This window comes from Streptomyces sp. GDS52 (genome assembly GCF_052246875.1).
Lineage (GTDB): Bacteria > Actinomycetota > Actinomycetes > Streptomycetales > Streptomycetaceae > Streptomyces > Streptomyces cathayae.
Genome location: NZ_CM125966.1, coordinates 3,236,314 through 3,262,933 on the forward strand (window position 1 = coordinate 3,236,314; position 26,620 = coordinate 3,262,933).

Annotated in this window: 21 protein-coding genes; 7 read left to right on the forward strand and 14 right to left on the reverse strand. The window is 71.7% G+C overall.

Translation table 11 applies throughout. The features are described from left to right. Nucleotides 1-52 precede the first annotated feature (52 nt). The 5 genes from ACTWJ9_RS14670 to bldG form a co-directional block, all read right to left on the reverse strand. Nucleotides 53-1,618: a DUF7059 domain-containing protein gene (locus ACTWJ9_RS14670; protein WP_443295814.1), complete on the reverse strand. Its 1,566-nt coding sequence runs from the start codon at nucleotides 1,616-1,618 to the stop codon at nucleotides 53-55. A 108-nt stretch (nucleotides 1,619-1,726) separates the two neighbouring features. Further along, complete coding sequence (locus ACTWJ9_RS14675) at nucleotides 1,727-2,299, reverse strand: small secreted protein (RefSeq protein WP_279334675.1); 573 nt, start codon at nucleotides 2,297-2,299, stop codon at nucleotides 1,727-1,729. Nucleotides 2,300-2,465: 166 nt separating this feature from the next. Beyond that, nucleotides 2,466-4,871 carry a sodium-translocating pyrophosphatase gene (locus tag ACTWJ9_RS14680; RefSeq protein WP_279334676.1) on the reverse strand — a complete coding sequence of 802 codons (2,406 nt, stop codon included), beginning with the start codon at nucleotides 4,869-4,871 and terminating at the stop codon, nucleotides 2,466-2,468. A 353-nt stretch (nucleotides 4,872-5,224) separates the two neighbouring features. After that, nucleotides 5,225-5,662, reverse strand: coding sequence for an ATP-binding protein (locus ACTWJ9_RS14685; RefSeq protein WP_279334677.1), 438 nt, complete (start codon nucleotides 5,660-5,662; stop codon nucleotides 5,225-5,227). Nucleotides 5,663-5,773: 111 nt separating this feature from the next. Next, entirely contained in the window at nucleotides 5,774-6,115 is a 342-nt protein-coding gene (gene bldG, locus ACTWJ9_RS14690) for an anti-sigma factor antagonist BldG (RefSeq protein ID WP_003991900.1), read from the reverse strand. A gap of 79 nt (nucleotides 6,116-6,194) precedes the next feature. Between bldG and ACTWJ9_RS14695 the strand changes: the two genes are divergently transcribed. Next, nucleotides 6,195-8,723, forward strand: a complete 2,529-nt coding sequence (locus ACTWJ9_RS14695; RefSeq protein WP_279334678.1) for a DEAD/DEAH box helicase — start codon at nucleotides 6,195-6,197, stop codon at nucleotides 8,721-8,723. On the opposite strand, the gene ACTWJ9_RS14700 is transcribed toward ACTWJ9_RS14695, so the two are convergent. The 7 genes from ACTWJ9_RS14700 to ssd form a co-directional block, all read right to left on the reverse strand. Next, the gene (locus ACTWJ9_RS14700; protein WP_387037805.1) at nucleotides 8,638-9,132 is read right to left on the reverse strand and encodes an Rv3654c family TadE-like protein; all 495 of its coding nucleotides are present in this window, start codon (nucleotides 9,130-9,132) and stop codon (nucleotides 8,638-8,640) included. The two genes, ACTWJ9_RS14695 and ACTWJ9_RS14700, sit on opposite strands and share 86 nt — an antisense overlap. Beyond that, nucleotides 9,129-9,530: a TadE family type IV pilus minor pilin gene (locus tag ACTWJ9_RS14705; protein ID WP_279334680.1), complete on the reverse strand. Its 402-nt coding sequence runs from the start codon at nucleotides 9,528-9,530 to the stop codon at nucleotides 9,129-9,131. The genes ACTWJ9_RS14700 and ACTWJ9_RS14705 overlap by 4 nt, the downstream gene beginning before the upstream one ends. Continuing rightward, nucleotides 9,517-9,726 (reverse strand): DUF4244 domain-containing protein, encoded by a 210-nt coding sequence (locus ACTWJ9_RS14710; protein ID WP_279334681.1) that lies wholly within the window; start codon nucleotides 9,724-9,726, stop codon nucleotides 9,517-9,519. The genes ACTWJ9_RS14705 and ACTWJ9_RS14710 overlap by 14 nt, the downstream gene beginning before the upstream one ends. A 70-nt stretch (nucleotides 9,727-9,796) precedes the next feature. Next, on the reverse strand, nucleotides 9,797-10,594 hold the full coding sequence (locus ACTWJ9_RS14715; protein ID WP_387037808.1) for a type II secretion system F family protein: 798 nt from the start codon (nucleotides 10,592-10,594) through the stop codon (nucleotides 9,797-9,799). Further along, the gene (locus ACTWJ9_RS14720) at nucleotides 10,591-11,448 is read right to left on the reverse strand and encodes a type II secretion system F family protein (RefSeq protein ID WP_279337971.1); all 858 of its coding nucleotides are present in this window, start codon (nucleotides 11,446-11,448) and stop codon (nucleotides 10,591-10,593) included. Before ACTWJ9_RS14720 ends, ACTWJ9_RS14715 begins: the two co-directional genes overlap by 4 nt. A gap of 67 nt (nucleotides 11,449-11,515) precedes the next feature. Further along, a complete protein-coding gene (locus tag ACTWJ9_RS14725) occupies nucleotides 11,516-12,718 on the reverse strand; it encodes a TadA family conjugal transfer-associated ATPase (RefSeq protein ID WP_443295887.1) in 1,203 nt (400 codons plus the stop codon). A 131-nt stretch (nucleotides 12,719-12,849) separates the two neighbouring features. Continuing rightward, the gene (gene ssd / locus ACTWJ9_RS14730; protein WP_388707472.1) at nucleotides 12,850-13,956 is read right to left on the reverse strand and encodes a septum site-determining protein Ssd; all 1,107 of its coding nucleotides are present in this window, start codon (nucleotides 13,954-13,956) and stop codon (nucleotides 12,850-12,852) included. Between the two features lie 566 nt (nucleotides 13,957-14,522). Here ssd and ACTWJ9_RS14735 point away from each other — a divergent pair. After that, a complete protein-coding gene (locus tag ACTWJ9_RS14735) occupies nucleotides 14,523-15,368 on the forward strand; it encodes an HAD family hydrolase (protein ID WP_387037813.1) in 846 nt (281 codons plus the stop codon). 378 nt (nucleotides 15,369-15,746) lie between these two features. On the opposite strand, the gene ACTWJ9_RS14740 is transcribed toward ACTWJ9_RS14735, so the two are convergent. After that, nucleotides 15,747-16,610, reverse strand: coding sequence for an oxidoreductase (locus ACTWJ9_RS14740; protein ID WP_279334686.1), 864 nt, complete (start codon nucleotides 16,608-16,610; stop codon nucleotides 15,747-15,749). A 105-nt stretch (nucleotides 16,611-16,715) separates the two neighbouring features. Beyond that, nucleotides 16,716-17,981, reverse strand: coding sequence for a hypothetical protein (locus ACTWJ9_RS14745; protein ID WP_279334687.1), 1,266 nt, complete (start codon nucleotides 17,979-17,981; stop codon nucleotides 16,716-16,718). Between the two features lie 387 nt (nucleotides 17,982-18,368). Here ACTWJ9_RS14745 and ACTWJ9_RS14750 point away from each other — a divergent pair, with 387 nt between their 5' ends. From ACTWJ9_RS14750 to ACTWJ9_RS14770, 5 genes are all read left to right on the forward strand, one after another. After that, the gene (locus ACTWJ9_RS14750; protein ID WP_443295815.1) at nucleotides 18,369-20,975 is read left to right on the forward strand and encodes a SulP family inorganic anion transporter; all 2,607 of its coding nucleotides are present in this window, start codon (nucleotides 18,369-18,371) and stop codon (nucleotides 20,973-20,975) included. A gap of 220 nt (nucleotides 20,976-21,195) precedes the next feature. Further along, nucleotides 21,196-23,151, forward strand: coding sequence for an acetate--CoA ligase (gene acs, locus ACTWJ9_RS14755; protein ID WP_279334689.1), 1,956 nt, complete (start codon nucleotides 21,196-21,198; stop codon nucleotides 23,149-23,151). Between the two features lie 264 nt (nucleotides 23,152-23,415). Beyond that, the gene (gene nhaA, locus ACTWJ9_RS14760; protein WP_279334690.1) at nucleotides 23,416-24,852 is read left to right on the forward strand and encodes a Na+/H+ antiporter NhaA; all 1,437 of its coding nucleotides are present in this window, start codon (nucleotides 23,416-23,418) and stop codon (nucleotides 24,850-24,852) included. Nucleotides 24,853-25,062: 210 nt separating this feature from the next. Next, nucleotides 25,063-25,557: a phage holin family protein gene (locus ACTWJ9_RS14765; RefSeq protein ID WP_279334691.1), complete on the forward strand. Its 495-nt coding sequence runs from the start codon at nucleotides 25,063-25,065 to the stop codon at nucleotides 25,555-25,557. After that, nucleotides 25,554-26,516 carry an alpha/beta fold hydrolase gene (locus ACTWJ9_RS14770; protein WP_279334692.1) on the forward strand — a complete coding sequence of 321 codons (963 nt, stop codon included), beginning with the start codon at nucleotides 25,554-25,556 and terminating at the stop codon, nucleotides 26,514-26,516. The genes ACTWJ9_RS14765 and ACTWJ9_RS14770 overlap by 4 nt, the downstream gene beginning before the upstream one ends. Nucleotides 26,517-26,620 lie beyond the last annotated feature (104 nt).

The window sequence follows — 26,620 nt, forward strand, 5'->3', positions numbered from 1 at the left end:
CACCGTGTACCGCACCACTGGGCACCCGCCGTCCTCGCCACTCCGCCACCGGTCACCCGACCGGTTCCAGGAACCCCTGTTCCACCAGCAGCCGGATCTGGGCGGGCGTGCGGTCGCGCAGCAGCACCGGGTCCTCGCCGAGGAGCTGGGCGATGGCGTCCAGGATGCGGCCCGCGCCCATCGTGCCGTCGCACACGCCCGCGAAGCCCGCGCCGATCGTGTCCACCCGGGTGGCCCGGCGCATCCCTCGGTTCTGGCGCAGCACCACATGCTCCGGGTCCTCCGCGCCGGGCAGCCCGACCTGCTCCTGCACGACCTCGTCGACCAACCGGAAGCTCGCCTCGAGCAGCGCCGCGTCGTCGTGCGCACGGAGGTAGTCGAGCCGCTCGAAGTGGGCCCGCACCGTGTCCCCGAGCGGCTGCTCGACCGGATGCGGCCACTCCTCCACCGTGACCGACGGCAGGGCGGCGCCCGACTTGCGCAGGGTGATCCAGCCGAAGCCGACGGCCTTCACGTCGCGCGCCTCGAACTCGTCCAGCCAGGCGTCGTAGCGTGCCTGGTAGTCGGCCGCGTCGCCGCGGTGGTCGCCGGCGTCCCGGAGCCACAGCTCGGCGTACTGGGTGACGTCCTGCACCTCACGCTGCACGATCCAGGCATCGCACCCGCGGGGCACCCATGACCTGAGCCTGTCCTGCCAGTCCTCCCCTTCGACGTGCTGCCAGTTGGCGAGGAACTGCGCGAACCCGCCTTCACGCAGTCGTTCCCCCGCCTCCTGAACGAGCGTGCGGCACAGATCGTCCCCGCCCATCCCGCCGTCGCGGTAGGTGAGCCGCGCGCCCGGCGAGATCACGAAGGGCGGGTTGGAGACGATCAGGTCGTACGTCTCGTCCTCCCGGACCGGTGCGAACAGCGACCCCTCGCGCAGCTCGGCGGCCGGGGCCCCGGAGAGGGCCAGGGTGAGCGCGGTGATGCGCAGCGCGCGCGGGTTGACGTCCGTCGCCGTCACGCGCGTGGCGTGCCGGGTGGCGTGCAGTGCCTGGATGCCGGAGCCGGTGCCGAGGTCGAGCGCGGAGGCGGCGGGCGTGCGGACGGTGATCCCGGCCAGGGTCATGGACGCCCCGCCGACGCCGAGGACGACTCCCTCCTCCCGGCTGCCGATGCCGCCGGCGCCGCCGACCGCGCAGCCCAGGTCGGACACGATGAACCAGTCCTCGCCCGCGGGCCCGCCGTACGGCCGTACGTCCACGGTCGCGGTGAGCTCGTCCGCGCCGACCCGCGCCAGCCACCCGTCCGCCAGGCAGGCGTCGACCGGCAGAACGTCCGCCACGCGTGCGCGGGGCACGGGTTGCTGCAACAGGAACAGCCGTACGAGTGTCTCCAGCGGCGTGTCACCGCGCGTCGCCCGGAACGCGGGCACGGTCTCGCTGCGGGCCAGCGCCGCGTACGCGGGAGCGCCGAGCAGTTCGAGCAGTCCGTCGGCGGTGAAGGAGGCCTTGAGCAGCGCGTCGCGGAGACGGGCGGCGGTGTCGGAACGGCCGGGTGACGGAGCCGGAGGAGCCGAGGGGGCTGAGGGGACCGAGGGGGGCAGGGGCAAGGGCGGCAGGCCGGTGTTACTCACACTCTCCATTGTGGCCGCCGCCCTCGCCCCCCGCGTGCCGTGGCCCCCACGACCGCCGTGGCCCCCACGACCGCCACGACCTCCGTGACGGCCTCGGCTGCCGCGCCGTCAGCCCTGCGTGGCCTGGCCCGGAGCGGTGGCCGTCTTGCAGCTGGGCTGGCGGGCCATCGCCTTGCCGACCTCGCCCTCCTCCAGTGTCTTGAGGGCGTTGTTGCCGCTCTTGCTGAGCTTGTCCAGCTCGGTGGCGATGTCCTTCAGGCCGTCGGCGAACTTCGCCTGGTCGTCCGTGTCGAGATCGTCGACCTGCTTCTTCAGGGAGGCGTACGACGCGGAGATGCCGTTGAGTTCCTTGACGGCGTCCGTCTGCTTCTTCTCGCCGTTCTCGACGTCCGGCGCCCCCGCCTTGTTCACGGCCGCGCCGATCGCCTTGTAGGCGTCGGACATGTCCTGGAAGGCCTTCGAGTCGGTCTTCTGGACATCCTCCGGTGTGCTGTTGTCCGAGGTCTCCTTCTGGATCGCGGCGTTGGCGGCCGCGATCTTCTTCGCCTGCGGCTGCACCGCGTCACAGACCTGGTTCGCCCAGGAATCCAGCTTCTCGTTGCCGTCGTCGCCGCCGCATCCCGTCAGCGCCAGCACCAGTACCGCACCGCCGGACAGCGCGGCCGCGAGCTTCTTGTTCACCGGATTGGCCCCTTCCTTGGCTCCCGGCCCCGGAACATACACGCCAGATGGGCGACACCCCCCTGCCGGGCGTCCGTCAAGGCGAGTTTTGAAGCCATTTGCACCAAGCGAGAGAAGGCTCACGGCAAGGAGGCGCGCACCGTGAGCATGCCTTCGGTGACTGGACCTACGAAACCACCGCCGGGTCGACCGACTTGGGGTCGGGTTCGGAGTTGCCTTCGTCACCCATGGCGATACCGCGCCGTTTGGACACGTACACCGAACCGGCGATCACGGCCAGCGCCAGGACCGCGATCAGCACCCGTACGGCGACGCTCTTGTCCGCGCCGTAGGAGAACTGGATGACCGCGGGCGCGATGAGCAGCGCCACCAGGTTCATCACCTTCAGCAGGGGGTTGATGGCCGGCCCCGCGGTGTCCTTGAAGGGGTCGCCGACGGTGTCACCGATGACGGTGGCCTCGTGGGCCTCGCTGCCCTTGCCGCCGTGGTGGCCGTCCTCGACGAGCTTCTTCGCGTTGTCCCACGCGCCACCGGAGTTGGCGAGGAACACCGCCATCAGTGTGCCCGTGCCGATCGCGCCCGCGAGGAAGGCGCCGAGCGCTCCGACGCCGAGCGTGAACCCGATGAAGATGGGCGCCATCACGGCCAGCAGACCGGGTGTGGCGAGTTCGCGCAGGGCGTCCCTGGTACAGATGTCGACGACCTTGCCGTACTCCGGTTTCTCGCTGTAATCCATGATGCCGGGCTTCTCGCGGAACTGCCGCCGCACCTCGTAGACCACCGAACCCGCCGACCGCGAGACCGCGTTGATCGCCAGCCCCGAGAAGAGGAAGACGACCGCCGCGCCCGCGATGAGCCCGACGAGGTTGTTGGGCTGCGAGATGTCCATCATCAGGCTCATCGGCGCGCCCTCGCCGCTGAGCCGTTCGCCCACTTCCCTCGCGCCGGTGGTGATGGCGTCACGGTAGGAGCCGAACAGCGCCGCCGCCGCGAGCACGGCCGTGGCGATGGCGATGCCCTTGGTGATGGCCTTGGTGGTGTTGCCGACGGCGTCCAGGTCGGTGAGCACCTGGGCGCCCGCGCCCTCGACGTCGCCGGACATCTCGGCGATGCCCTGCGCGTTGTCGGAGACCGGTCCGAAGGTGTCCATCGCGACGATCACACCGACCGTGGTGAGCAGGCCGGTGCCGGCCAGCGCCACCGCGAACAGCGCCAGCATGATCGACGTACCGCCGAGCAGGAAGGCCCCGTACACGCCGAGGCCGATCAACAGGGCGGTGTAGACGGCCGATTCGAGCCCGAGGGAGATACCGGCGAGGACGACGGTGGCCGGGCCGGTGAGCGAGGTCTTGCCGATGTCCCTGACGGGACGCCGGGTGGTCTCGGTGAAGTAGCCGGTGAGCTGCTGGATCAGGGCGGCGAGCACGATGCCGATGGCCACCGCGACGAGTGCGAGGATCCGCGGGTCGCCGTCCATGCCCTGGATCGCCTCGTCGGTGACGCCGTCGAGGCCGGCGTAGGACGACGGCAGATAGATGAACACGGCGATCGCGACCAGGACGAGGGAGATCACCGCGGAGATGAAGAACCCGCGGTTGATCGCGCTCATGCCGCTGCGGTCGGAACGTCTCGGAGCCACCGCGAAGATGCCGACCATCGCGGTGAGGACGCCGATCGCGGGCACCAGCAGCGGGAAGGCCAGTCCGGCGTTACCGAAGGCGGCCGAGCCCAGGATCAGCGCGGCCACCAGCGTCACGGCGTACGACTCGAACAGGTCGGCCGCCATGCCCGCGCAGTCACCGACGTTGTCACCCACGTTGTCGGCGATGGTCGCGGCATTGCGCGGATCGTCCTCCGGAATGCCCTTCTCGACCTTGCCGACCAGGTCGGCACCGACGTCGGCGGCCTTGGTGAAGATGCCGCCGCCGACCCGCATGAACATCGCGATCAGCGCGGCCCCGAGCCCGAATCCCTCGAGCACCTTCGGCGCGTCGGCCGCGTACACGAGCACCACGCAGGTGGCGCCCAGCAGGCCGAGCCCGACGGTGAACATGCCGACCACGCCGCCCGTGCGAAAAGCGATCTTCATCGCTTTGTGCGAGACGGCGGTGAGATCCCTTTCCGGCTCTCCGGGAGCCGGTGTCGCCTCGCGGGCCGCCGCGGCGACTCGCACGTTGGTGCGCACGGCGAGCCACATACCGATATATCCGGTGGCCGCCGAGAACGCTGCTCCGATCAAGAAGAACACCGATCGCCCGGCACGCTGATTCCAGTCGTCCGCGGGCAGCAGCATGAGCAGGAAGAACACGACGACGGCGAAAACGCCGAGTGTGCGCAGCTGGCGGGCCAGGTAGGCGTTCGCGCCCTCCTGGACCGCTGCGGCGATCTCCTTCATGCTGTCGGTGCCCTCGCCGGCCGCGAGTACCTGGCGCACCAGGACGCCCGCGACCACCAGTGCCGCCAGTGCCACGACCCCGATGACCACCACGAGCACACGGTTGTCGTCGGTCAGCACGGCTGCTGCGAGAGAGATGGGTTGGCCCGACTGATGTGAGACGGAAAGCCCCGCCATTCGTCCTCCTTGACGCTTGGGCTGAGCTCAAGATGTGGACGGGATTCTAGGTACCCGGAACCTGATCGAAACAGAGCGCGTTAAATGTAAATCGCCGCACATCCTCTTCACGCCATGATCACCTGTAATGCCTCTGGAGCATTCACCGATCGCCCGATGGATCGTGAATGAATTCACGCGGTGAACCGCACGGGAACGGCGGAACAGAAACCACAGTAAGCGTGGGTGGTGACGCCCGCACATGCCGAAGGGCCCCACGGGTGGGGCCCTTCGGAAAAGAAGTCGCTGTTCGGGTGACTCGGGTCGGGCGGCCGGGCGCTCAGGCGGCCGGCCGGGGCGAGCGGTCGGGCGGGTCAGCCGTGGAAGGTGGCCGGCGGCGTGGTGGACCACCTCATACGGATCGTCCCGCCGTGCTCCCCGGAGCTGACCTCGACGTCGTCGACGAGTCCGCTGATGACCGCGAGGCCCATCGCGTCCTCCTCGCTCTCGGCCTCGGCGCCTCCCGGCCCGTCGCCGGGCGTCCGCCCGCCGGGAGCCGGATGGGGTGCCTCGTCACCGACCTCGATGGAGAACTGCTTCTCCTCCTCGGTCAGCAGCACCTTCACGGGGGCCGAGATTCCACCGTTCCGGTGGAGTCCGACGGCCCGGGTGCACGCCTCCCCGACGGCGAGCCGGACCTCGTCGAGGACCGTCTCGTCCACTCCGGCCCTACGCGCCACCGCCGCCGCCACCAGCCGGGCGGTCCTGACATGCTCGGGCAGCGCGCTGAAGCGGAGCTCAACGGTGGCCATGCATCCCCCTCGCAGACTTCGGGCGTGCGGTGGAGAGGCCGGGCTGCCGAAGAGCCCGGTCCTCCTCCTACTTCACTGCTCTGCCCGGACGCGGACGCCCGGACCCGATGATCAGTCGGTGGCCGCCACCGCTTCCTCGACCGAGGTGTGAATCGGGAACACCTTGGTGAGGCCGGTGATACGGAAGATCTTGAGAATGCGCTCCTGGTTGCAGACCAGGCGCAGCGAGCCCTCATGGGCACGCACCCGCTTCAGTCCGCCGACCAGCACGCCGAGTCCGGTTGAATCCAGGAAGTCCACACCCTCCATGTCGACGACAAGGTGGAAACTGCCGTCATTCACCAACTCGACCAGCTGCTCGCGCAGCTTGGGCGCGGTATATACGTCGATTTCGCCACCGACCCTGACGATCGTGCGATCGCCCATGGTCTCGGTCGACAGGGACAGGTCCACGGATCCTCCAGCACCTAGCTATCGAGCGGTCGCCCTTGGGGCATCTCGGCTCAGCCCCCGGGACGGTTCGCCAGCCGCGATGGCATTCAATCACTTACCGGCAGGCGTGCACGACGCCTTGGTCCCATTGTCCGTCATGCCGGTGACACACTCGGTGCCGATGGCCAAGAATCTCCGACCCGATCGGCCCCTGACGGACAGCGCCTCCCGGCCCGCGCCGGGGGCGCTCCTGTCCCGGCTCGCCGCCGGGCCGAGCCGGGCTTCGCGCATCACACATACGGAGCACTTGCCCCCGCGAGCGGGTCGCCATGCCCTCTGGCCGGACCGGATTCGCCCGGAGGTGCTCGCCGCCGTGCGGGCGGCGGGCATCGACCGTCCCTGGGCCCACCAGGCACGGGCCGCCGAGCACGCCCTGGACGGCGAGTCGGTCGTGGTCGCCACCGGTACCGCCTCCGGCAAGTCCCTGGCGTACCTCACGCCCGTCCTGTCGGCGCTCCTGGACGGCTCCGAGGCTCCGAACGGCCGGGGGGCGACCGCCCTCTACCTCGCTCCCACCAAGGCCCTCGCGGCCGACCAGTGCCGCGCTGTGAAGGAACTTTCACAACCTCTGGGCCATTCGGTGCGCGCGGCGGTCCACGACGGCGACACTCCGTTCGAGGAACGCGAGTGGATCCGCCTGCACGCCAACTACGTGCTGACCAACCCGGACATGCTGCACCGGGCCGTGCTCCCGTCCCACCCCCGCTGGTCCTCCTTCCTGAAGTCGCTGAAGTACGTCGTCGTCGACGAGTGCCACACCTACCGGGGCGTCTTCGGCTCGCACGTCGCCCAGGTGCTGCGCCGGCTGCGCCGCCTCTGTGCACGTTACGGCTCCTCGCCCGTCTTCCTGCTGGCCTCCGCGACCGCCGCCGAGCCCGCGGTCGCCGCCCGCCGGCTCACCGGACTGCCGGTGGTCGAGGTCGCCGACGACGCCTCACCGCGCGGTGAACTGGTGTTCGCCCTCTGGGAGCCCCCGCTGACCGAACTGCACGGCGAGAAGGGCGCCCCCGTGCGCCGCACGGCCACCGCCGAGGCCGCCGACCTGCTGACCGACCTCACCGTGCAGGGCGTCCGCTCGGTCACCTTCGTACGCTCCCGGCGCGGCGCCGAGCTCATCTCGGTGATCGCCCAGGAACGCCTCGCCGAAGTGGCATCAGCGGCCGGCGCCGCGGGCGACCGCTCCCTGGCCCGGCGCGTGGCGGCCTACCGGGGCGGCTACCTCCCCGAGGAGCGCCGTGCCCTCGAACGCGCCCTGCACTCCGGCGAACTCCTCGGACTCGCCGCGACGAACGCCCTGGAACTCGGCGTGGACATCTCCGGCCTGGACGCCGTCGTGATCGCCGGCTACCCGGGCACCCGGGCGTCCCTGTGGCAGCAGGCCGGCCGCGCGGGACGCTCCGGGCAGGGTGCCCTCGCCATCCTGGTCGCCCGCGACGACCCCCTGGACACCTTCCTCGTCCACCACCCCGAAGCCCTGTTCGACCGGCCCGTGGAATCCACCGTCCTCGACCCAGACAACCCCTACGTGCTCGCCCCGCACCTGTGCGCGGCGGCCGAGGAACTGCCCCTGACGGACGAGGACCTGGCACTGTTCGGACCCGCCGCCGGGGAACTCCTGCCGCAACTGGAGGCCGCGAAGCTGCTCCGCCGCCGGACGAAGGCCTGGCACTGGACCCGCCGGGAGCGGGCCGCCGACCTGACCGACATCCGCGGGGAGGGCGGCCGGCCGGTCCAGGTCGTCGAGTCCGGTACCGGACGACTGCTCGGCACGGTGGACGCGAGCGCCGCGCACACGGCCGTCCACGAGGGCGCGGTCCACCTCCACCAGGGCCGCACCTATCTCGTCCGCTCCCTCGACCTGGACGATTCCGTCGCCCTGGTCGAGCAGGCCGCCCCGTCCTACACGACGGTCGCCCGCGACACCACGTCCATCTCCGTGCTGGAGACGGACACCGAGGTCCCGTGGGGCGACGGCCGCCTGTGCTTCGGTTCCGTCGAGGTCACCAACCAGGTGGTCTCCTTCCTTCGTCGACGGGTCGTCACCGGCGAGGTGCTGGGCGAGACGAAACTCGACCTGCCTCCTCGTACGCTGCGCACCCGCGCGGTGTGGTGGACGGTCACCGAGGACCAGTTGGACCGGGCCAGGATCAACCCGGAGATCCTCGGCGGTGCCCTGCACGCCGCCGAGCACGCGTCGATCGGCATGCTGCCCCTCTTCGCGACCTGCGACCGCTGGGACATCGGCGGCGTCTCCGTCCCCCTGCACCCCGACACCCTGCTGCCCACCGTCTTCGTCTACGACGGGCATCCGGGCGGGGCGGGTTTCGCGGAGCGTGCCTTCCACACCGCCGGTGACTGGCTCACCGCCACCCGGCAGGCCATCGCGTCCTGCGAGTGCGAGGCCGGGTGCCCCTCCTGCATCCAGTCCCCCAAGTGCGGCAACGGCAACGACCCTCTGCACAAGCGGGGCGCGGTGCGGCTGCTCACGGTGCTGCTGGAGGGGGCCCCGGCGCAGGCGGGGGAACCGCCGGCGGGGGAGGCGGACCGGCAGGCCCCGCCCGTGCCCTGATCTCCGCCGCGAACGGCTCTCGTCCGGAGGCCACCGACACGTCCGAGACCTCGCCGTCGACGGCGCACCGCACGAGGCGGGTGTTCTGCGCCCGTGCCACCCGGTCGGCCCGTGCGCAGGCCGCCGCCTCGCCGTCCCTCCACCGGTCCGCCGCCGCCAGCGCGGCGAGGTCCGCGCCCCCGGCCGCCCGATGCCGGACCACGGCGGCCTGGCCGAGAGCGAGGACGACGCCGAAGACGACACACAGCACGGCGATCACCCCGACGCTCCAGACGGTCGCGGACCCTCGGTCGCGTCCGCGTCCGCGGACCCCGCCGAGGACCCCGGCGGGGAGCCGGCCGTCCGGCCATCGGCGCCGGCGCCGGGGGCTGTGGCTGTGGCTGTGGTTACAGAGCCCCCCTCTCCTCATGTGCCCGCCCCCACCGTCTCCTCCACGGCGGCCACCGCCTCCTCCCGTACGTCGAAGGGCAGCCCGCTCAGCACCGGGAGCCTGGCCACGACGACCACACGGGCCCACGCCCCCTCCCGGCTCACGGTGACCTCCGCCCCGGACGGCGCCGCCCGGCGGGCCACCTCGACGACCGCGCCGGGGGGATCCTGCCGGGCCGCCGCGCGGGCACCCGTGCGGGCCGCGTCCACGCACTGGATCTGCGCCGCCACCACCAGCAGCCCCCACACCAGCGCCATCGTGAACGTCACCAGCACAGGCAGCACCATCGCCGCCTCCGCCGTCACGAACCCCCGGTCCGCACGCCACGCACGCCGCGCACAGGGCTCGTCGTACGTCCGGCGCTCACATCCGGCCATCGAGCGCCTGCTCCACGATCCTCGTCAGCGCCGCGTCGACCGGTCCGCTCGTCACCACCTTGTAGAGCACCACGGCGAACGCCACCGCCGCCACGATGCCCATCGCGTACTCGGAAGTGACCATTCCGGCGTCCCTCCGCGTCGCCCGCATCCCGCACACCAGGGCACGCAGCCGTGCCCGTACCAGCTGATACATCTCAACTCCCCTACAGATACAGATCCCCTACAGAAAAGCTCTGTCGAAACCACCCGACTGTTCGTCCCGCTCACCGCCCCGGCGGCTCACCCCCTCCCAGCACCCCGCCGGCGAGCCCGATCACCACGGGCAGCACGCCGACCGCGATGAAGGCGGGCAGAAAGCACAGCCCCACGGGTGCGGTGACCATGACGGCCGCCCGCCGCGCCCGTGCCGTCGCCGCCCGTCCCCACTGCGCACGGGACTCCGCGGCGAGCCGCGCGACGGGCGCGGCCATGGGGAGCCCGGACACATCGGCCCGTTCCAGCAGCCGGGCCAGGGCAGCGGCTCCCGGCACGGAGGCCAGCCGCCGCCAGGCCGCACCCGGTTCACCGCCGAGCCGTACCTCTGCCGCGCCCTGTGCCAGCGCGGCCCCGACCGGCCCGCCCAGGGCCTCACCGACGGCCTGCGCGGCCGGTACCGGACCGGCGCCCGCCGCGATGCAGGCGGCCAGCAGATCGGCGGCGAGGGGCAGTTGCCGTGCCGCGCCGGCTGCCTCGCGCTCCCGCACGTGCGCTCCGGCAGCCGTCTGCCGCAGTCGCCACCGCCACAGTCCGGCGGCGCAGGCCAACCCCACCAGCACCCCGGTGAGGCCGCCCACCAGCGCCCACCCCGCGCACGCCACGCCCACCGGGGGCAACCAACGCCGCGCGGTTCCCGGCACGGCGAGGCGCGGCCGGGAGGCCGGCGGTTCCACGGCCGACAGGCCGGCCAGCCGTCGTCGCACCCGGTGCTCGCGCCGCGTCCGGCACAGCCACCGGGCCGTCCAGCCGATCACCGGCACCATCCCCACGAACACCCCCAGCCCGTGGACGACCTCGCCGCTCATCGCGATGCCTCCTCTGCTCCCCGCGTGATCCGCAACACCCACCACAGCCCCAGACCCTCCAGAACCCCGCCGGCCACGAGGCAGCCGAACCCCGACGCGGTGTGCAGCAGGATGTGCAGCGGGTCGGCCCCGAGGGCCACGCCGAGTCCGAGCCCCAGAGCCGGGAGCCCGGCGAGCATCACCGCGGTGGCACGGGCGCCGGCCAGCTGGGCGCGCAGATCGTCGCGCTGGTCCCGTTCGGCACGCAGCGCCGCTTCCAGCCGGTCGAGTCCGGCCGCGAGCCCCGCCCCCTGGTCGACGGCGACCCGCCAGCACGCGGCGAGCCCTCGAAGCCCCTCGGCGCCCGGCTGCCGCGCCGCCGCCGCGAGCCCGTCCGGGACGTCCCCGCCGAACCGCGCCGCCGCCAGCACCGCCGCCTGCGCTTCGCCGAGCCCGCCGGAATCACGCGCGGCCGGCGACAGCGCCTCACCCGGCTGCCGCCCGGCACGCACCTCACCGGCGAGCGCCCCGCACAGCGCGATCACCGCGTCGGCCCGGTTCTCGCGGGCCCGGCGCTCCCGAGCGGCCAGCCGAACCCGCCGCAGCAACGGCACCCCGGCCACCCCGACGACGACCGGCACCACCGACGAACCCAGCAGCGCCAGCACCGCCCCGGCGGCCGGCGCCCACCATTCGGCGCGCAGCCGTCCACGGATCCGCCCCCACTCGCGGACCACCCGGGGCCACCCCGGCGGCCCGTTCCCGACGGCTCCCCCGCCGGCCAGCAGCAGTCGCGCCCGCCTGACTCCGGCCCGTCTGCCACCCAGCAGCCACGCGGCGCCCCCGAGGCACACCGTGGCCGCCCCGATCGACATCCCGGCAGTCCCGCTCACCCTCGCTCCCCTCTCCCGCTCGACCGCGCCCTCGACCGCACCCACTCGCTCACCGTCCACCGCCCCCGCCCCCCTGCCGGAGCAGCTCCCGCAGCCGCTCCCACCCCGGCTCGTGGGCGAAGGCGTCCGGACCCCACCGCAGCGCGGGCACCGTCCGCACCAGCCCCGACGGGTCCCGTTCCAGCACGTGCACCTCCGCGATCCGCCGCCGGCCGCCCCGCTCACGTACGAGGTGCAGCACCACGGACAGGGCGGCCGCCAGTTGGCTGTGCAGCGCGAACCGGTCGAGCCCGGCAGCCGTGCCGAGCGCTTCCAGCCGGGCGGGTACGTCCGCAGCGGCATTGGCGTGGACGGTCCCCGAGCCTTCGTGTCCCGTGTTGAGGGCGGCCAGGAGGTGGACCACCTCGGGGCCGCGCACCTCGCCCACGACCAGCCGGTCCGGCCGCATCCGCAGTGCCTGGCGCACCAGGTCCTCGAGCGTGACGAGTCCGGCGCCCTCCTGGTTCGCGGGCCTGCTCTCCAGGCGTACGACGTGTGGATGGTCGGGCCGCAGTTCGGCCGAGTCCTCGGCGAGGACGATCCGCTCGTCCGGTCCGACCAGTCCCAGCAGAGCGCTGAGCAGGGTCGTCTTCCCGGTTCCGGTGCCGCCGCTGACCAGGAAGGACAGTCGCGCGTCGAGCAGTGCGCGCAGGATCCGGTCGCCGCCCGGTGGCACCGTTCCCGCCGCCGTGAGTTCGTCCAGGGTGAAGGCGCGGGGCCGTACGACCCGCAGGGACAGGCAGGTGCAGCCGACGGCCACCGGGGGGAGCACCGCGTGGAGCCGTGTCCCGTCGGGCAGCCGCGCGTCCACCCACGGCCGGGCGTCGTCCAGGCGCCGGCCGGCGACGGCGGCGAGCCGCTGGGCGAGCCGCCGTACGGCGGCCGCGTCCGGAAAGGAGACGCGGGTGAGTTCCAGTCCGCCGCCGCGGTCCACCCAGACCCGGTCCGGTGCCGACACCAGTACGTCGGTCACCGACCGGTCGGTGAGGAGTGGATCCAGCGGGCCGCTGCCGATCAGCTCGGACCGCAGGTGTTCGGCGGCCCTCAGCACCTCGGCGTCGCCGAGGACCCGCCCCTGCTCCCGCAGCGCCTGCGCCACCCGCGCGGGCGTCGGCTCGGACCCGCTCTCCGCGAGCCACCGCCGCACCCCGTCGAGCATGTCCGGAGGCGCCTTCGGCCCGCCCACCGGCGTGCCGGAGGCCTCACCCCTCATCGGCGCCCCGACCCCGGCCACGCCCCGCAGGCCCGTCGGCGGCACACCGTGTGTCCCGTCGGGCGCCGCGCTCTCCGGGCCGCCCGCCGGCGCGTGGCGCGGCCTCTCCGCCCTCCTGATGCCCCTGATATTCATGCCGTCCTCGCCTCCACCAGCGCCCGCTCCCAGAACTCCTTGCAGAAGCGGGCCAGCGGGCCCCGGCCGGACGCCGCAGGTGGTTGTCCCGATCCGGACGGACGCTGCAGGGCGGGCTCGACGGGCACGTCGCCGACGAGGGGCAGCCCGAGCAGCCGGGCGACCTCCCGGTCGTCGAGGCCGGGCATGTACGGGCCGCGCACCGCCACCCGCAGGTCGCGCAGGACCATGCCGACGGCGGAGGCGACCCGTCCGGCCGCCGCGACGGCGCGCAGCTCGGCGGGGACGACCAGGAGCCCGAGGTCGAGTTGCGCGAGGGCTTCGGCCACCCCGCTGTCGACGCGGCGGGGCAGGTCGACCACGACCGTGCCGCCTCCTCGCCGGGCCGCGGCGAGCACCGCCCGTACGGCCTGGGGCGGTACGGCGACGCAGTCGCCCCGGTCCCAGCTGAGCACCCGCAGCGAGTGCAGTTCGGGCAGCGACTCCTCCAGGGCTCCACCGCCGACCCGCCCCCGTGAGGCGGCGAACGCGGGCCAGCGCAGTCCTTCCGCCGTTTCGCCCCCGAGGACCACGTCGAGTCCGCCGCCCAGCGGATCCGCGTCCACCAGGAGGGTGCGCAATCCCTCCCGCGCCGAGGTGACGGCGAGCGCGCACGCCAGGGTGGAGGCTCCGGCTCCGCCGCGGCCGCCGAGGACCCCGACGGTCAGGGCCGGCCGGCCGACGCCCTCGGCCACGTCGGCGATACGGTCGACCAGCCACTGCTCGCCGTCGGGCAGCATCAGCACATGGTCGGCGCCGATCTCCACGGCCCTGCGCCAGACCCCGGAGTCGTCCTGGTCGCGGCCGACCAGCACGACTCCTCGCCGACGCGCGGCACCGCGTACGCGCCGAGCGGCGTCGTCGCCGACGAGGACGAGCGGCGCGGCCTCCCAACTGCCTCTCGGTTCCGGAACTCCGTGGTGGACCTCCGGGGTGGCGCCGGCCGCGGCGCACAGACGCAGCAGATCGTCGAGAAGTCCGGGGTCCTCGGTGACGATCAGCGGCCCGCCCGGCCTGTCTCCTCCGGCGGCGGGTGGCGGATCGTGTGTGACGGTTCCTGCCATGGTCGTCCCCCTTCGCTGCATCTCGCGGCGCCCCTGCGGCCCCGCGATTCCCAAACGTGTGAAGAACCGGCAAGCGGTCTCCATATGAACGGCCGCCAGAAACCGGCCGTACGCGACTCGACAAAACAGAACCGGCGATGAACTCGCCGCGAGCGGGACGCGCTGGAATCACGGTGCAGCGATCCGGGAAATCGTGTGGATCTTGGTCGAAAACTGTGGACGGGCCACCGGTTGTGAATATCGCCGTCACCCATACCGGCGAGCCCGGCACACACCCCGCGTGACCTCCGCAGAGCAATCCATCCACTACACAGAGTCAATAGGCGTGAGCATGTCAAACCCTGACTCGTCCCGGTCGACTGATCACGCCTCGACCATGAAGAGAAGGAGAAAACCCACCCGGACATGCGACGACCCCCGCCGGGGGGGAGAGCGGGGGTCGTCCCCACGGCCGACTCGGGGGGGGAGGAGCCGGACCGGGTTAGCACGGTCGCGAACGATCCGTGACTTCCATGGTGTACCCGAGAGGCCTCTCAGGCAAACCCACGCGCCACATCTTACGCCGAATGGGCTGCGCCTATGCTCAAGGCGTGGAAAACCACTCACTGCCCCGCACAGCCGCCTTCTTCGATCTGGACAAGACGGTCATCGCGAAGTCGAGCACGCTCACGTTCAGCAAGTCGTTCTACCAAGGCGGCCTGATCAACCGCAGGGCAGCCTTGCGCACCGCATACGCCCAGTTCGTCTTCCTGGCCGGCGGCGCGGACCACGACCAGATGGAACGGATGCGCAAGTACCTGTCCGCAATGTGCCGCGGCTGGAACGTCCAACAGGTCAAGGAGATCGTCGCAGAGACCCTGCACGACCTGATCGACCCGATCATCTACGACGAGGCCGCCACTCTCATCGAACAGCACCACACCGCCGGCCGCGACGTGGTAATCGTGTCCACCTCGGGCGCCGAGGTGGTCGAGCCGATCGGCGAGCTGCTCGGAGCGGACCGGGTCGTGGCCACCCGCATGGTGGTGGGCGACGACGGATGCTTCACCGGGGAGGTGGAGTACTACGCGTACGGTCCGACCAAGGCCGAGGCGATCAGGGAACTGGCCGAATCCGAGGGCTACGACCTCGCCCGCTGCTACGCCTACAGCGACTCGGCGACCGATCTGCCGATGCTGGAGTCCGTGGGCCATCCGCACGCCGTGAACCCGGACCGGGCACTGCGCCGCGAAGCGGTCGCGCGCGAGTGGCCGGTCCTGGACTTCCACCGGCCGGTACGGCTCAAGCAGCGCCTGCCCGCACTCTCCGTACCTCCTCGCCCGGCCCTCGTGGCGGCCGCCGCCATAGGCGCCGCCGCGGCCACCGCGGGTCTGGTCTGGTACGCGAGCCGACGCCGGTCGACGGTGGCCTGACCGGCCACCCCGCACGACGCGCCGACAGGCCGGATTCCCCTTCGCCGGACGGGCGTCCGATTGACGCGTATTTGAACCTAAAAGTAAAGAAGCGGACCCAGCACTTCCGCTTGCTTCGAACCTGGAGTACAAAGGACTCAACGGCCCGCGAGACCAAGGACATCCGAGAGGATCCCCTTCAGAACGCATTTGGCCCCACGGACCGAGCATGGCCACAGGGCACCCACGCGACGTCGACCCGTCGATTACGGGCCAGCCGCACCAGGGACGGGCAAAGTTCCCGACCTGATGGGCATATATCGAGGACGCTTGGTAACCAGGTGGGCATGCCAGCGGCGGTACGAGTTCTCGTACCGCCGCATCTCTGCGCGACCGCGCCTACGCCGCCCCGCGCTGTAGCGCCTCACACACCGCCGTGGACTCACGCGCCCCCAGTTCGACCGCGCGTCCGCAGTGGGCGATCCAGGAGGCCACGCCCTCGGGGGTGCCCGAGACATAACCCGCCAGAGCGGCCAGATAGGCATCCCGTCCCAGTTCGGCATGGCCGACCTCGGCCGGGCAGACCGACTTCGGGTCCAGCCCGCTGCCGACCAGCACGATGCGTTCGGCCGTACGCGCGAGAAGGCCGTTGTGAGAGGTGAAAGGGCGCAGTGCGAGCAGTTCACCGTGCACGACGGCGGCCGTCACCAGCGCCGGGGCGGAACTGCCCGCGATGACCAGTTCCGCCAGGCCCTCCAGCCGGCCGTGCGCCTCCGCCGCGGCGGGCAGCGGAAGCCCGATCAGGGGCTCGTCGACCGACTCGCCCTCCTTCCGCGGCCGCCCGACCTGGTCGGCCTGGTCGGCCGCCGCGACCAGATGCAGCCGGGCGAGCACCCGCAGCGGCGACTGGCGCCAGATGGACAGCAGTTGCCCCGCCTCGGCCGACAGCCGCAGGGCCGCTCCCATCGTGCGCGCCTCGTCGCCGCTGCCGAAGTCGCTGCGCCGGCGCACCTCCTCCAGAGCCCAGTCCGCCCCGGACAGCGCCGCCGAGCCGCGGGCGCCGCGCAGGGCCGCCTCAGAGGTGATCTCGTTGCTGCGCCGTCGCATGACCCGGTGCTTGTAGACCCGGTCCACGGCCTTGCGGACGGATTCCACGGAGTCGGACACACCGGGCAGCGAGCCCAGGGCCGCGAGGGGGTCCCCGCTGCTCGAACTCTTCCGAGAGCCCGGGGGAGGATCGGCGGTCGCGCCTGTCGTACTCATGAGTACGACATTACGCACCCGGGGCGCTCGTCCTGCGCGGGAGTGGCCTTCCTCACGCCGTACCGCCCGCCGAAGCCGCGGCGAAGCCACAGCGAAGACCGCCGCTCACCCCTTCGCCGCGGGCGCTCCGGGCACACCCCTGGGGGCCGGGGCGGGGGCGCCGGACAGGAAGGACTTCCAACCCTGCTTCGGGGCCTCGCCCACGGTCAGGGTGCGCAGTTTCGCCAGGGACTTCGGGTCCTGGACGTCCAGCCAGTCCACGAGCTGCCGGAAGGAGACACAGCGCACGTCCGGCTTGGTGCACACCTCCTCGACGACCTCCTCGACGGCCCGCATGTAGGTGCCTCCGTTCCAGGACTCGAAGTGGTTGCCGATGATCAGAGGTGCCCGGTTGCCGTCGTAGGCCCGCCGGAAGCCCGCGAGCAGGCCGTCCCGCATCTCGTCACCCCACTGCGCGTGCTTGGCGGGGTCGCCCTGGGTTTCGGTGCCGGACTGGTTGACCATGAAGTTGTAGTCCATGGCGAGCTGCTCGAAGGAGCGCCCGGGGAACGGGACGAGTTGCAGCGGCAGATCCCACAGCCCTTGTTTCCTCTCCGGCCACACCTGGTTGTCGACACCACTGGTGTCGTAGCGGAAGCCCAGCTCTCTCGCCGCCTTCGTGAAGTTCTCCTGACCCTCCAGACAGGGGGTGCGGGCCCCGATGAGTTCCTTGTCGTAGTCGAAGGGGAGAGGGGCCTTGTTCTTCATGCCGGTGTGGGTCTTCCACTCCTTCACGAACGATTTGGCCTGGGCGATCTCGTCCTTCCACTCCGCCACCGACCACTCGCCGACCCCGCCGTCGGGACCGCAGAAGTGACCGTTGAAGTGGGTGCCGATCTCGTTGCCCTCGAGCCATGCCAGGCGCAGCTGCTCCACGGTGGCGGCGATGCCCTCGGCGTCGTTGAAGCCGATGTCGGACCGGCCCGGTGAGTGCTGCGGCGGGCGGTAGAGGTCACGCTTCCCCTCCGGGAGCATGTACACGCCGCTCAGGAAGTACGTCATGGTCGCGTCGTTCTCCTTGGCGACCTTGCGGAAGTGGGAGAAGAGCTTCTGGCTGTCCTCACCCGCACCGTCCCACGAGAAGACGACGAACTGCGGGGGCTTCTCGCCCGGCTCCAGCCGCTCGGGCTCGGGCAGGTGCGGCTGGGCCCCGGTGTACGCGGTGGAGCCGTCGCCGATCAGCCGGACCACGTTCTTCGGCGCCGGCGCCGCCTTTTTCTGGTCCTGGGATTCCTTGCCGAAACCGTCGGCGCCGGCCCCGCAGCCGGCGAGCGGGACGACACAGACCGCGGCGATCACGGCGCCCACGGCGATCCTTCGGGTGGCGGCCATGCCCGCCCACCTGCTTCCTTCTCTCGGGCCGGCCCCGTGGGCGGCGATGTCGGATGCCTGCCGGTCCACGCCGACAACGCCGCCAAAGTCGCATGGGACCGAGAAGGAATTAATACGACAAGCCGATGAAACGCCTAGTTCACCCGTGGGGAGTATTCGTTAGGTCATTTGCCCGAAAAGCAAAGACTCGTCCTTTACTCTGAATTACGATTCGTTTACTGATGGTTGGGGTTCTTGCCGCCGAGGTTCCTCGCCGCCGTTGACCGATCCCGCCGTTCTGACTCCGTGACCCACGGCCGCGACCGCGACTGCGACCGCCCCGCCGCCGCCGCCGAGCGATTCACCCCCCACTTCCGCGACCGCGCAGCCCCGGAGGAGACGGGAAGCATGCCAACCTGTGTTCCCACCACCCACGCCAGCGATCCGAACCGGACCGGGCGTGCCCACCCGCCCCACAGCCCGCCGCCGACCGGGCCCCGTCGGCTCCGCATCGCGGGCGCCGATCTGTCGGCCGCCGTCGCGGTCTTCCTGATCGCTCTGCCCCTGTCCCTCGGCATCGCCCTCGCCACCGGAGCACCGCTTCAGGCCGGCCTGGTCGCCGCCGCCGTGGGCGGACTCGTCGCCGGACGGCTCGGCGGCTCCCCGCTCCAGGTCAGCGGCCCGGCCGCCGGACTCACCGTCGTCACCGCCGACATCATCCAGCAGTACGGCTGGCGGACGACCTGTGCCATCACCGTTCTCGCCGGGCTCTCCCAACTCGGCCTGGGCTGTCTGCGGGTGGCACGCGGCGCACTCGCCGTCAGCCCCGCCATCGTGCACGGGATGCTCGCCGGTATCGGCGTCACCATCGCCGTCGCCCAGGTCCACATCGTCCTCGGCGGCACCCCGCAGAGCTCCGTCCCCGACAACCTCCGTGCGCTTCCTGCCCAGTTGGCGAACCTGGACCCCGCTGCCGTCGCGGTGAGCGTGCTCACCCTGACCCTGCTCCTGCTGTGGCCCCGGATCCCCGGCAGAGCTGGACGCCTTCTGCGCAGGGTCCCGGCCGCGCTCGTCGCCGTCACCGGGGCCACCGCGGTCGCGACCGCGGCCGGTCTCGTCCTGGCCGAGGTCGACCTGCCGTCCTGGCGCAGCCACGCACTGGCCGGGCTGCCCGAGGGGCCCGTACTCGGCCTCGTCGCCGCTGTGCTCACCACCACACTGGTGTGCAGCGTGCAGTCGCTGCTGGGCGCGGTCGCCGTGGACAAAATGGTCTCCCGCCGCCCCGGTCCGGGCCACGGCCCCCGCTCCGACCTGGACCGCGAACTGCTCGGTCAGGGCACCGCGAACATCGCCTCCGGCTGCCTCGGCGGACTGCCCGTGGCCGGGGTGGCGGTGCGCAGTTCCGCGAATGTCAACGCGGGCGCCGTGAGCCGGAACTCCACGATGCTGCACGGCGTTCTCGTCGTGGTCGCCGCGTTGCTGATGGTCCCGATCCTGGAGTTCATCCCGCTCGCCTCACTCGCCGCCCTGGTGATGGCCGTCGGCACCCAGATGGTGTCCCTGCACCACATCCGTACGGTGACCCGGCACCGCGAAGTCCTCGTCTACGCCGTGACCGCCCTCGGCGTGGTGTCCGCGGGCGTCCTGGAGGGCGTCGCCCTCGGCATCGCCGCGGCCGTCGGCGTGGCCCTGCACCGCCTCACCCGCACCCGGATCACGCATGAGGAGAAGAAAGGAGTCCATCACGTACATGTCCGAGGGCAGTTGACGTTCCTCGCCGTACCCCGGCTCAGCCGGTCCCTGCATCTCGTACCCCCGGGGGCCACCACCGTCGTGACGCTGGACGGGTCGTTCATGGACCACGCGGCGTACGAGGCCCTGCAGGACTGGCAGAACACGCACACCGCCCGGGGCGGCGCGGTCGAGATCACCGGCCGCCGACCCGGAGCCGGAGTCCGGATCGCCGAGCCCGCGGTCCTCGCCGCCGCACCCGCCGCCTCTACTCCGGACGGCACCGACGCGGCGGACCCGACCACCGGCGCCGAGTGCCGTTGCCGGCCCTGGACGGCCTGGCGCAACCACCAGTGCGAGCCCCCACGATCCGTACTCCCGGGCGACTTCGTACCCACGGGCGGCTCCGTACCGAACGACGACCGCAGCGTCCACGACATGCACGGCGTCCACGACGTCCCCGGGGCTCCCGGTGCCCCCGGCAGCCCGGGATTCCACAGCGGCTCGGGCGGACGGGCGATCCGCTCCGGCACCGGAGGCTTGCTCCATGAGGGCGACGCACCCCGTGCGGTCGGCACCTCTGGTGCGGGCGGGCCGGAGGTGCCCCGGGCCGAGACCGGCCAGGAACTGGTGCGTGGTCTCAGCACCTTCCAGCGGAGCACCGCCCCCCTGGTGCGCGGTGAGCCGGCGCGGCTGGCGCGCGAGGGGCAGCAGCCGACCCAACTGTTCCTCACCTGTGCCGACTCACGGCTGGTCACATCGATGATCACCTCCAGCGGTCCGGGAGACCTCTTCGTGGTCCGCAACGTCGGCAACCTCGTACCGCCGCCCGGCGAGGAGAGCGGCGACGACTCGGTGGCGGCCGCCCTCGAGTACGCCGTGGAGGTGCTCGCGGTGCGGTCCATCACGGTCTGCGGGCACTCCGGGTGCGGTGCCGTGCAGGCCCTGCTCGATCCGGAGCCGGACGGTGCCCGCACTCCGCTGAGACGGTGGCTGCGGCACGGGCTGCCGAGCCTGGAGCGGGCCGGCGGCGGACACGGGCCCTGGGCGCGCCTCGGCGAACGGGCGTCGGCCGACCCGGCTGAGCGGCTCTGCCTGGCCAACGTCGTCCAGCAGCTCGACCATCTGCGCGCCCACGAGTCGGTGGCCCGTGCTCTGAAGGACGGGAACCTGACGCTCCACGGCATGTACTTCCATGTGGGTGAGGCGCAGGCGTACCTCCTCACCGAGACGGCGGGAGAGGGCAGGTTCGACCGGGTGAGGGCGGCGGATCTGGCGCGGTGAGGGGCCGTCGCGGGTATGAGTGGCGTGACAGAGACTGAACCGCGTGCCCTCGGCGTCCGTGGGTACGGATGACCCCCGGGCCACGGAAACGGTCGGTTGACCTCAGAGAGTTGACCTCAAAAGGTCTAAACCATTTCGCCATCGGCCCTTGTCAGCCCACCCCCGGGTCTGATGAGCTGTGGCCCGGGACACAACGGACACTCCGGGAAAGGCAGATGCCGTGAGCAACGAAAGCCTGGCCAACCTGCTCAAGGAAGAACGCAGGTTCGCACCCCCCGCCGACCTGGCCGCCAACGCCAACGTCACCGCGGAGGCGTACGAACAGGCCAAGGCTGACAGGCTCGGCTTCTGGGCCGAGCAGGCCCGCCGACTGACCTGGGCCAAGGAACCCACCGAAACGCTCGACTGGTCGAACCCGCCGTTCGCCAAGTGGTTCAAGGACGGCGAACTCAACGTCGCCTACAACTGCGTGGACCGGCATGTGGAGGCCGGGCACGGCGACCGGGTCGCCATCCACTTCGAGGGCGAGCCCGGCGACAGCCGCACGATCACCTACGCCCAGCTCAAGGACGAGGTCTCCCAGGCCGCCAACGCCCTGCTGGAGCTGGGCGTCCGCAAGGGCGACCGGGTGGCGATCTACATGCCGATGATCCCCGAGACGGCGGTCGCCATGCTGGCCTGCGCCCGTATCGGCGCCGCGCACTCCGTCGTCTTCGGCGGCTTCTCGGCGGACGCGCTCGCGACCCGTATCCAGGACGCCGACGCCAAGGTCGTCATCACCGCCGACGGCGGCTACCGGCGCGGCAAGCCGTCCGCGCTCAAGCCCGCCGTGGACGAGGCGGCCGACCGCGCCGACACCGTGCGGCACGTCCTCGTCGTCCGCCGCACCGGCCAGGACGTCGCCTGGACCGAGGGCCGCGACCTGTGGTGGCACGAGGCGGTGGGACGCCAGAGCACCGAGCACACCCCGGAGGCGTTCGAGGCCGAGCAGCCGCTGTTCATCCTCTACACCTCCGGCACCACGGGTAAGCCGAAGGGCATCCTGCACACCTCCGGCGGCTTCCTCACGCAGACGGCGTACACGCACTGGGCGGTCTTCGACCTCAAGCCGGAGACGGACGTGTTCTGGTGCACGGCCGACGTCGGCTGGGTCACCGGGCACTCGTACATCGTCTACGGGCCGCTCGCCAACGGCGCGACCCAGGTCATGTACGAGGGCACGCCCGACACCCCGCACCAGGGCCGCTTCTGGGAGATCGTGCAGAAGTACGGCGTGACGATCCTCTACACGGCGCCCACCGCGATCCGGACGTTCATGAAGTGGGGCGACGACATCCCCGCGAAGTTCGACCTGTCCTCGCTGCGGGTCCTCGGCTCCGTCGGTGAGCCGATCAACCCCGAGGCGTGGATCTGGTACCGCAAGAACATCGGCGCGGACCGCACCCCCGTGGTGGACACCTGGTGGCAGACCGAGACCGGCGGCATCATGGTCTCGCCGCTGCCCGGCGTGACCGGCGCCAAGCCGGGCTCCGCCCAGACCCCGCTGCCCGGCATCGCCGCGACCGTCGTCGACGACGAGGCGCGCGAGGTGTCCGCCGGCGGTGGCGGCTACCTGGTCCTCACCGAGCCGTGGCCGGCGATGCTGCGCACCATCTGGGGCGACGACCAGCGGTACATCGACACGTACTGGTCACGGTTCGAGGGCAAGTACTTCGCCGGCGACGGCGCCAAGAAGGACGACGACGGCGACATCTGGCTGCTCGGCCGGGTCGACGACGTGATGCTGGTCTCCGGGCACAACATCTCCACCACCGAGGTGGAGTCGGCGCTCGTCTCCCACCCGTCGGTCGCCGAGGCGGCCGTGGTCGGCGCGGCGGACGAGACGACCGGGCAGGCCATCGTCGCCTTCGTGATCCTGCGCGGCACGGCGGCGGAGACCGAGCAGCTGGTCGCCGAGCTGCGCGACCACGTGGGCGCCACACTCGGCCCGATCGCCAAGCCCAAGCGGATCCTGCCGGTCAACGAGCTGCCGAAGACCCGCTCCGGCAAGATCATGCGCCGGCTGCTGCGGGACGTCGCGGAGAACCGTCAGCTCGGTGACGTGACCACGCTGACCGACTCCACCGTGATGGACCTGATCCAGGCGAAGCTGCCCCAGGCGCCCGGCGAGGGCTGAGCAGAGGGCTGAGCACAGGTCGGCCGGCCGCCGGAACACGGGGTCGCCCGACCGCAAGCACACGGGGTGCCCGGCGCGACGCACGCGCCGGGCACCCCCGCGGCGTCCGTCACCGGAAGCCCTCGGTGCGGCCCGGAAGCACGTTGGCTACAGTGGTCACGAAGGTGGCCGCTGCAGGCCACCCGCACACAAGCTGTCTCATGGAGCGCCGGGAAGTCTGGTCGGCACACGATTCGTGCTGCCCGACGATCAGAGGACCACCCCGTGACCGCGCCCCGCACCCCCAGCCCCCGCAAGGCCCTCGGCCGCCTCTCCCTGCCCGAGCGGAACTTCGTCGCGGACGCGCTGCGTACCGAGACCGTCGGCGGCATGCTGCTGCTCGTCGCCGCGATCACCGCGCTGATCTGGGCGAACGTGCCCGCCCTGCGGGACAGCTACGAGAGCGTCAGCCACTTCCGCCTCGGCCCCGAGTCGCTCGGCCTGAACCTGTCCGTCGCGCACTGGGCCGCCGACGGACTGCTCGCGGTCTTCTTCTTCGTCGCCGGAGCGGAACTCAAGCGCGAACTCGTCGCCGGTGATCTGCGCGACCCCCGGGCCGCCGCGCTCCCCGTCGTCGCCGCCCTGTGCGGCATGGCCGTACCGGCGCTCGTCTACACGCTCACCAGCGGCATCGGCGGCGGCTCACTGGCCGGCTGGGCCGTGCCCACCGCCACCGACATCGCCTTCGCGCTCGCCGTGCTCGCCGTCATCGGCACCTCCCTGCCGAGCGCGCTGCGCGCCTTCCTGCTCACCCTCGCCGTCGTCGACGACCTCTTCGCGATTCTGATCATCGCGGTCTTCTTCACCGCCGACCTGGACTTCGCCGCGCTCGGCGGTGCCGTGGCGGGCCTGGCCGTCTTCTGGCTGCTGCTCCGCAAGAGCGTGCGCGGCTGGTACGTGTACGTGCCGCTCGCCCTCGTCGTCTGGGGCCTGATGTACAACAGCGGCATCCACGCCACCATCGCCGGTGTCGCCATGGGCCTGATGCTGCGATGCCACCGCCACGAGGGTGAGGAGCAGTCCCCCGGTGAGCGCGTCGAGCACCTCGTCCGGCCCCTCTCCTCGGGCCTCGCCGTCCCGCTGTTCGCCCTGTTCAGCGCGGGTGTGGTGGTCTCCGGCGGCGCACTCGCGGACGTGTTCACCACGCCCGAGACGCTCGGCGTCGTCCTCGGCCTCGTCGTCGGCAAGACGGTCGGCATCTTCGGCGGCACCTGGCTGACCACACGCTTCACCAGGGCCTCGCTCAGCGAGGACCTCGCCTGGGCGGACGTGTTCGCGGTGGCGATGCTGGCCGGGATCGGGTTCACCGTCTCCCTGCTCATCGGTGAACTCGCCTTCGAGGGCGACGCGGCGATGACGGACGGCGTCAAGGCCGCCGTGCTGACCGGTTCGCTGATCGCGACCGTGGTGGCGACCGTGCTGCTGAAGATCCGGAACGCCGAGTACCGCAGGCTGGCCCAGGAGGAGGAGCGCGACGACGACCTCAGCGGCATCCCCGACGTGTACGAGGAGGACGACCCGGCCCACCACCTGCGGATGGCGGAGATCCACGACCGCAAGGCCGCCGAGCACCGGCGGCTCGCCCGGGAGAAGGCCGAACAGCGGCACGGGCTTGCCGAAGTGCCGGGCGGGGCAGGCGAGGACCACGACGGTCCGGCATGATCTGACGAGACGGTACAAAAGTCAGGACAGTCGGACGCCCGCAGGCACACGCGGACACACGCGATCGGCCATGCCACGCCCGGCCCACGGGGTCGGACCCACGTGGCCGGACGTGGCGACCGACCGGACAGGAACCGTCAGACGGCAGACTGAACCGTACACAGCGACACACAGTGGCACGCGATACGTACGCAGAAGAGGGAGACCGCGATGAGCGCACCCGACGGCAGCCCGGTCGGCGCCGAACGCAGCATCGGCGAGCTGTTCGCCTCGGCGACGGAGAACATGTCGGCGCTGGTGCACGACGAGATCGCGCTGGCGAAGGCGCAGCTCAAGCAGGACGCGAAGCGGGGCGCGAGGAGCGGCGTGGTGCTGACCCTGGCCGGCCTCATCCTGCTGTTCTCCCTGCCGATGCTGAGCTTCGCCCTGGCCTACGGCATCCACACCTGGAGCGACTGGAACCTCGCCCTCTGCTTCCTGCTGTCCTTCGTGGCGAACTGCCTCGTCGCCGGCGTCCTCGCGCTGATCGGCGTCGTCTTCGCGAAGAAGGCGAAGAAGAGCCGGGGCCCGCAGAAGGTCGCCGCCTCCATGAAGGAGACCGCGGGCGTGCTGCAGAAGGCCAAGCCGCACCCGCGTCCCGAACTCGACCTGCCCAAGAACCGGACCCCCGCGGCGATCGAAGCTGTGGGACGCTCGTCCTCATGACGGGCTCCTCCCTCCCTTCGGGGCAACCTCCCTCGGCGCACCCCCTCTCGGCCGTGCGCCTCGACATCCCGGGCGCCGAGGTGACCCACCGGGACGTGGCCGCCAACGGCGCACGCTTCCACATCGCGGAGCTCGGCGACGGACCGCTGGTGCTGCTGCTGCACGGCTTCCCGCAGTTCTGGTGGACCTGGCGGCACCAGCTGACGGCACTCGCCGACGCGGGGTTCCGCGCCGTCGCCATGGACCTGCGGGGTGTCGGGGGCAGCGACCGCACACCGCGCGGTTACGACCCGGCCAACCTCGCGCTGGACATCACCGGAGTGGTCCGCTCCCTCGGCGAGCCGGACGCCGCGCTGGTGGGGCACGACCTGGGCGGCTACCTGGCCTGGACGGCGGCGGCGATGCGCCCCAAGCTCGTACGGCGGCTCGCGGTCTCGTCCATGCCGCATCCGCGGCGCTGGCGGTCGGCCATGCTCGCGGACGTCAGGCAGTCCTCCGCCATGTCCCACATCTGGGGGTTCCAGCGGCCCTGGGTCCCGGAGCGGCAGCTCACCGCCGACGACGGGGCGCTGGTGGCCCGACTCATCCAGGACTGGTCCGGGCCGCGCCCGCCCGAGGAGGAGGCGCTGGAGAACTACCGGCGCGCCATGTGCATCCCGTCCACGGCGCACTGCTCGATCGAGCCGTACCGCTGGATGATGCGCTCCATGGCCCGGCCCGACGGCATCCAGTTCAACCGCCGGATGAAGCGTCCGGTGCGGGTGCCGACGCTGCATCTGCACGGCTCGCTGGATCCCGTGGTACGCACCCGGAGCGCCGCAGGGTCCGGACAGTACGTCGAAGCGCCGTACCGCTGGCGGCTGTTCGACGGGCTCGGGCACTTCCCGCACGAGGAGGACCCGGTCACCTTCTCCACCGAGCTGATCAACTGGCTGAAGGACCCGGAGCCCGACCGCTGAGCGAAGACGCCCCCACGACGGAAGTGAACACCTGTCCTACGAAGGGCCATGTGCCTCGCGCATAGGCCAATTGGCTGCGCCTGAGGCGATTATCGACCATGAGG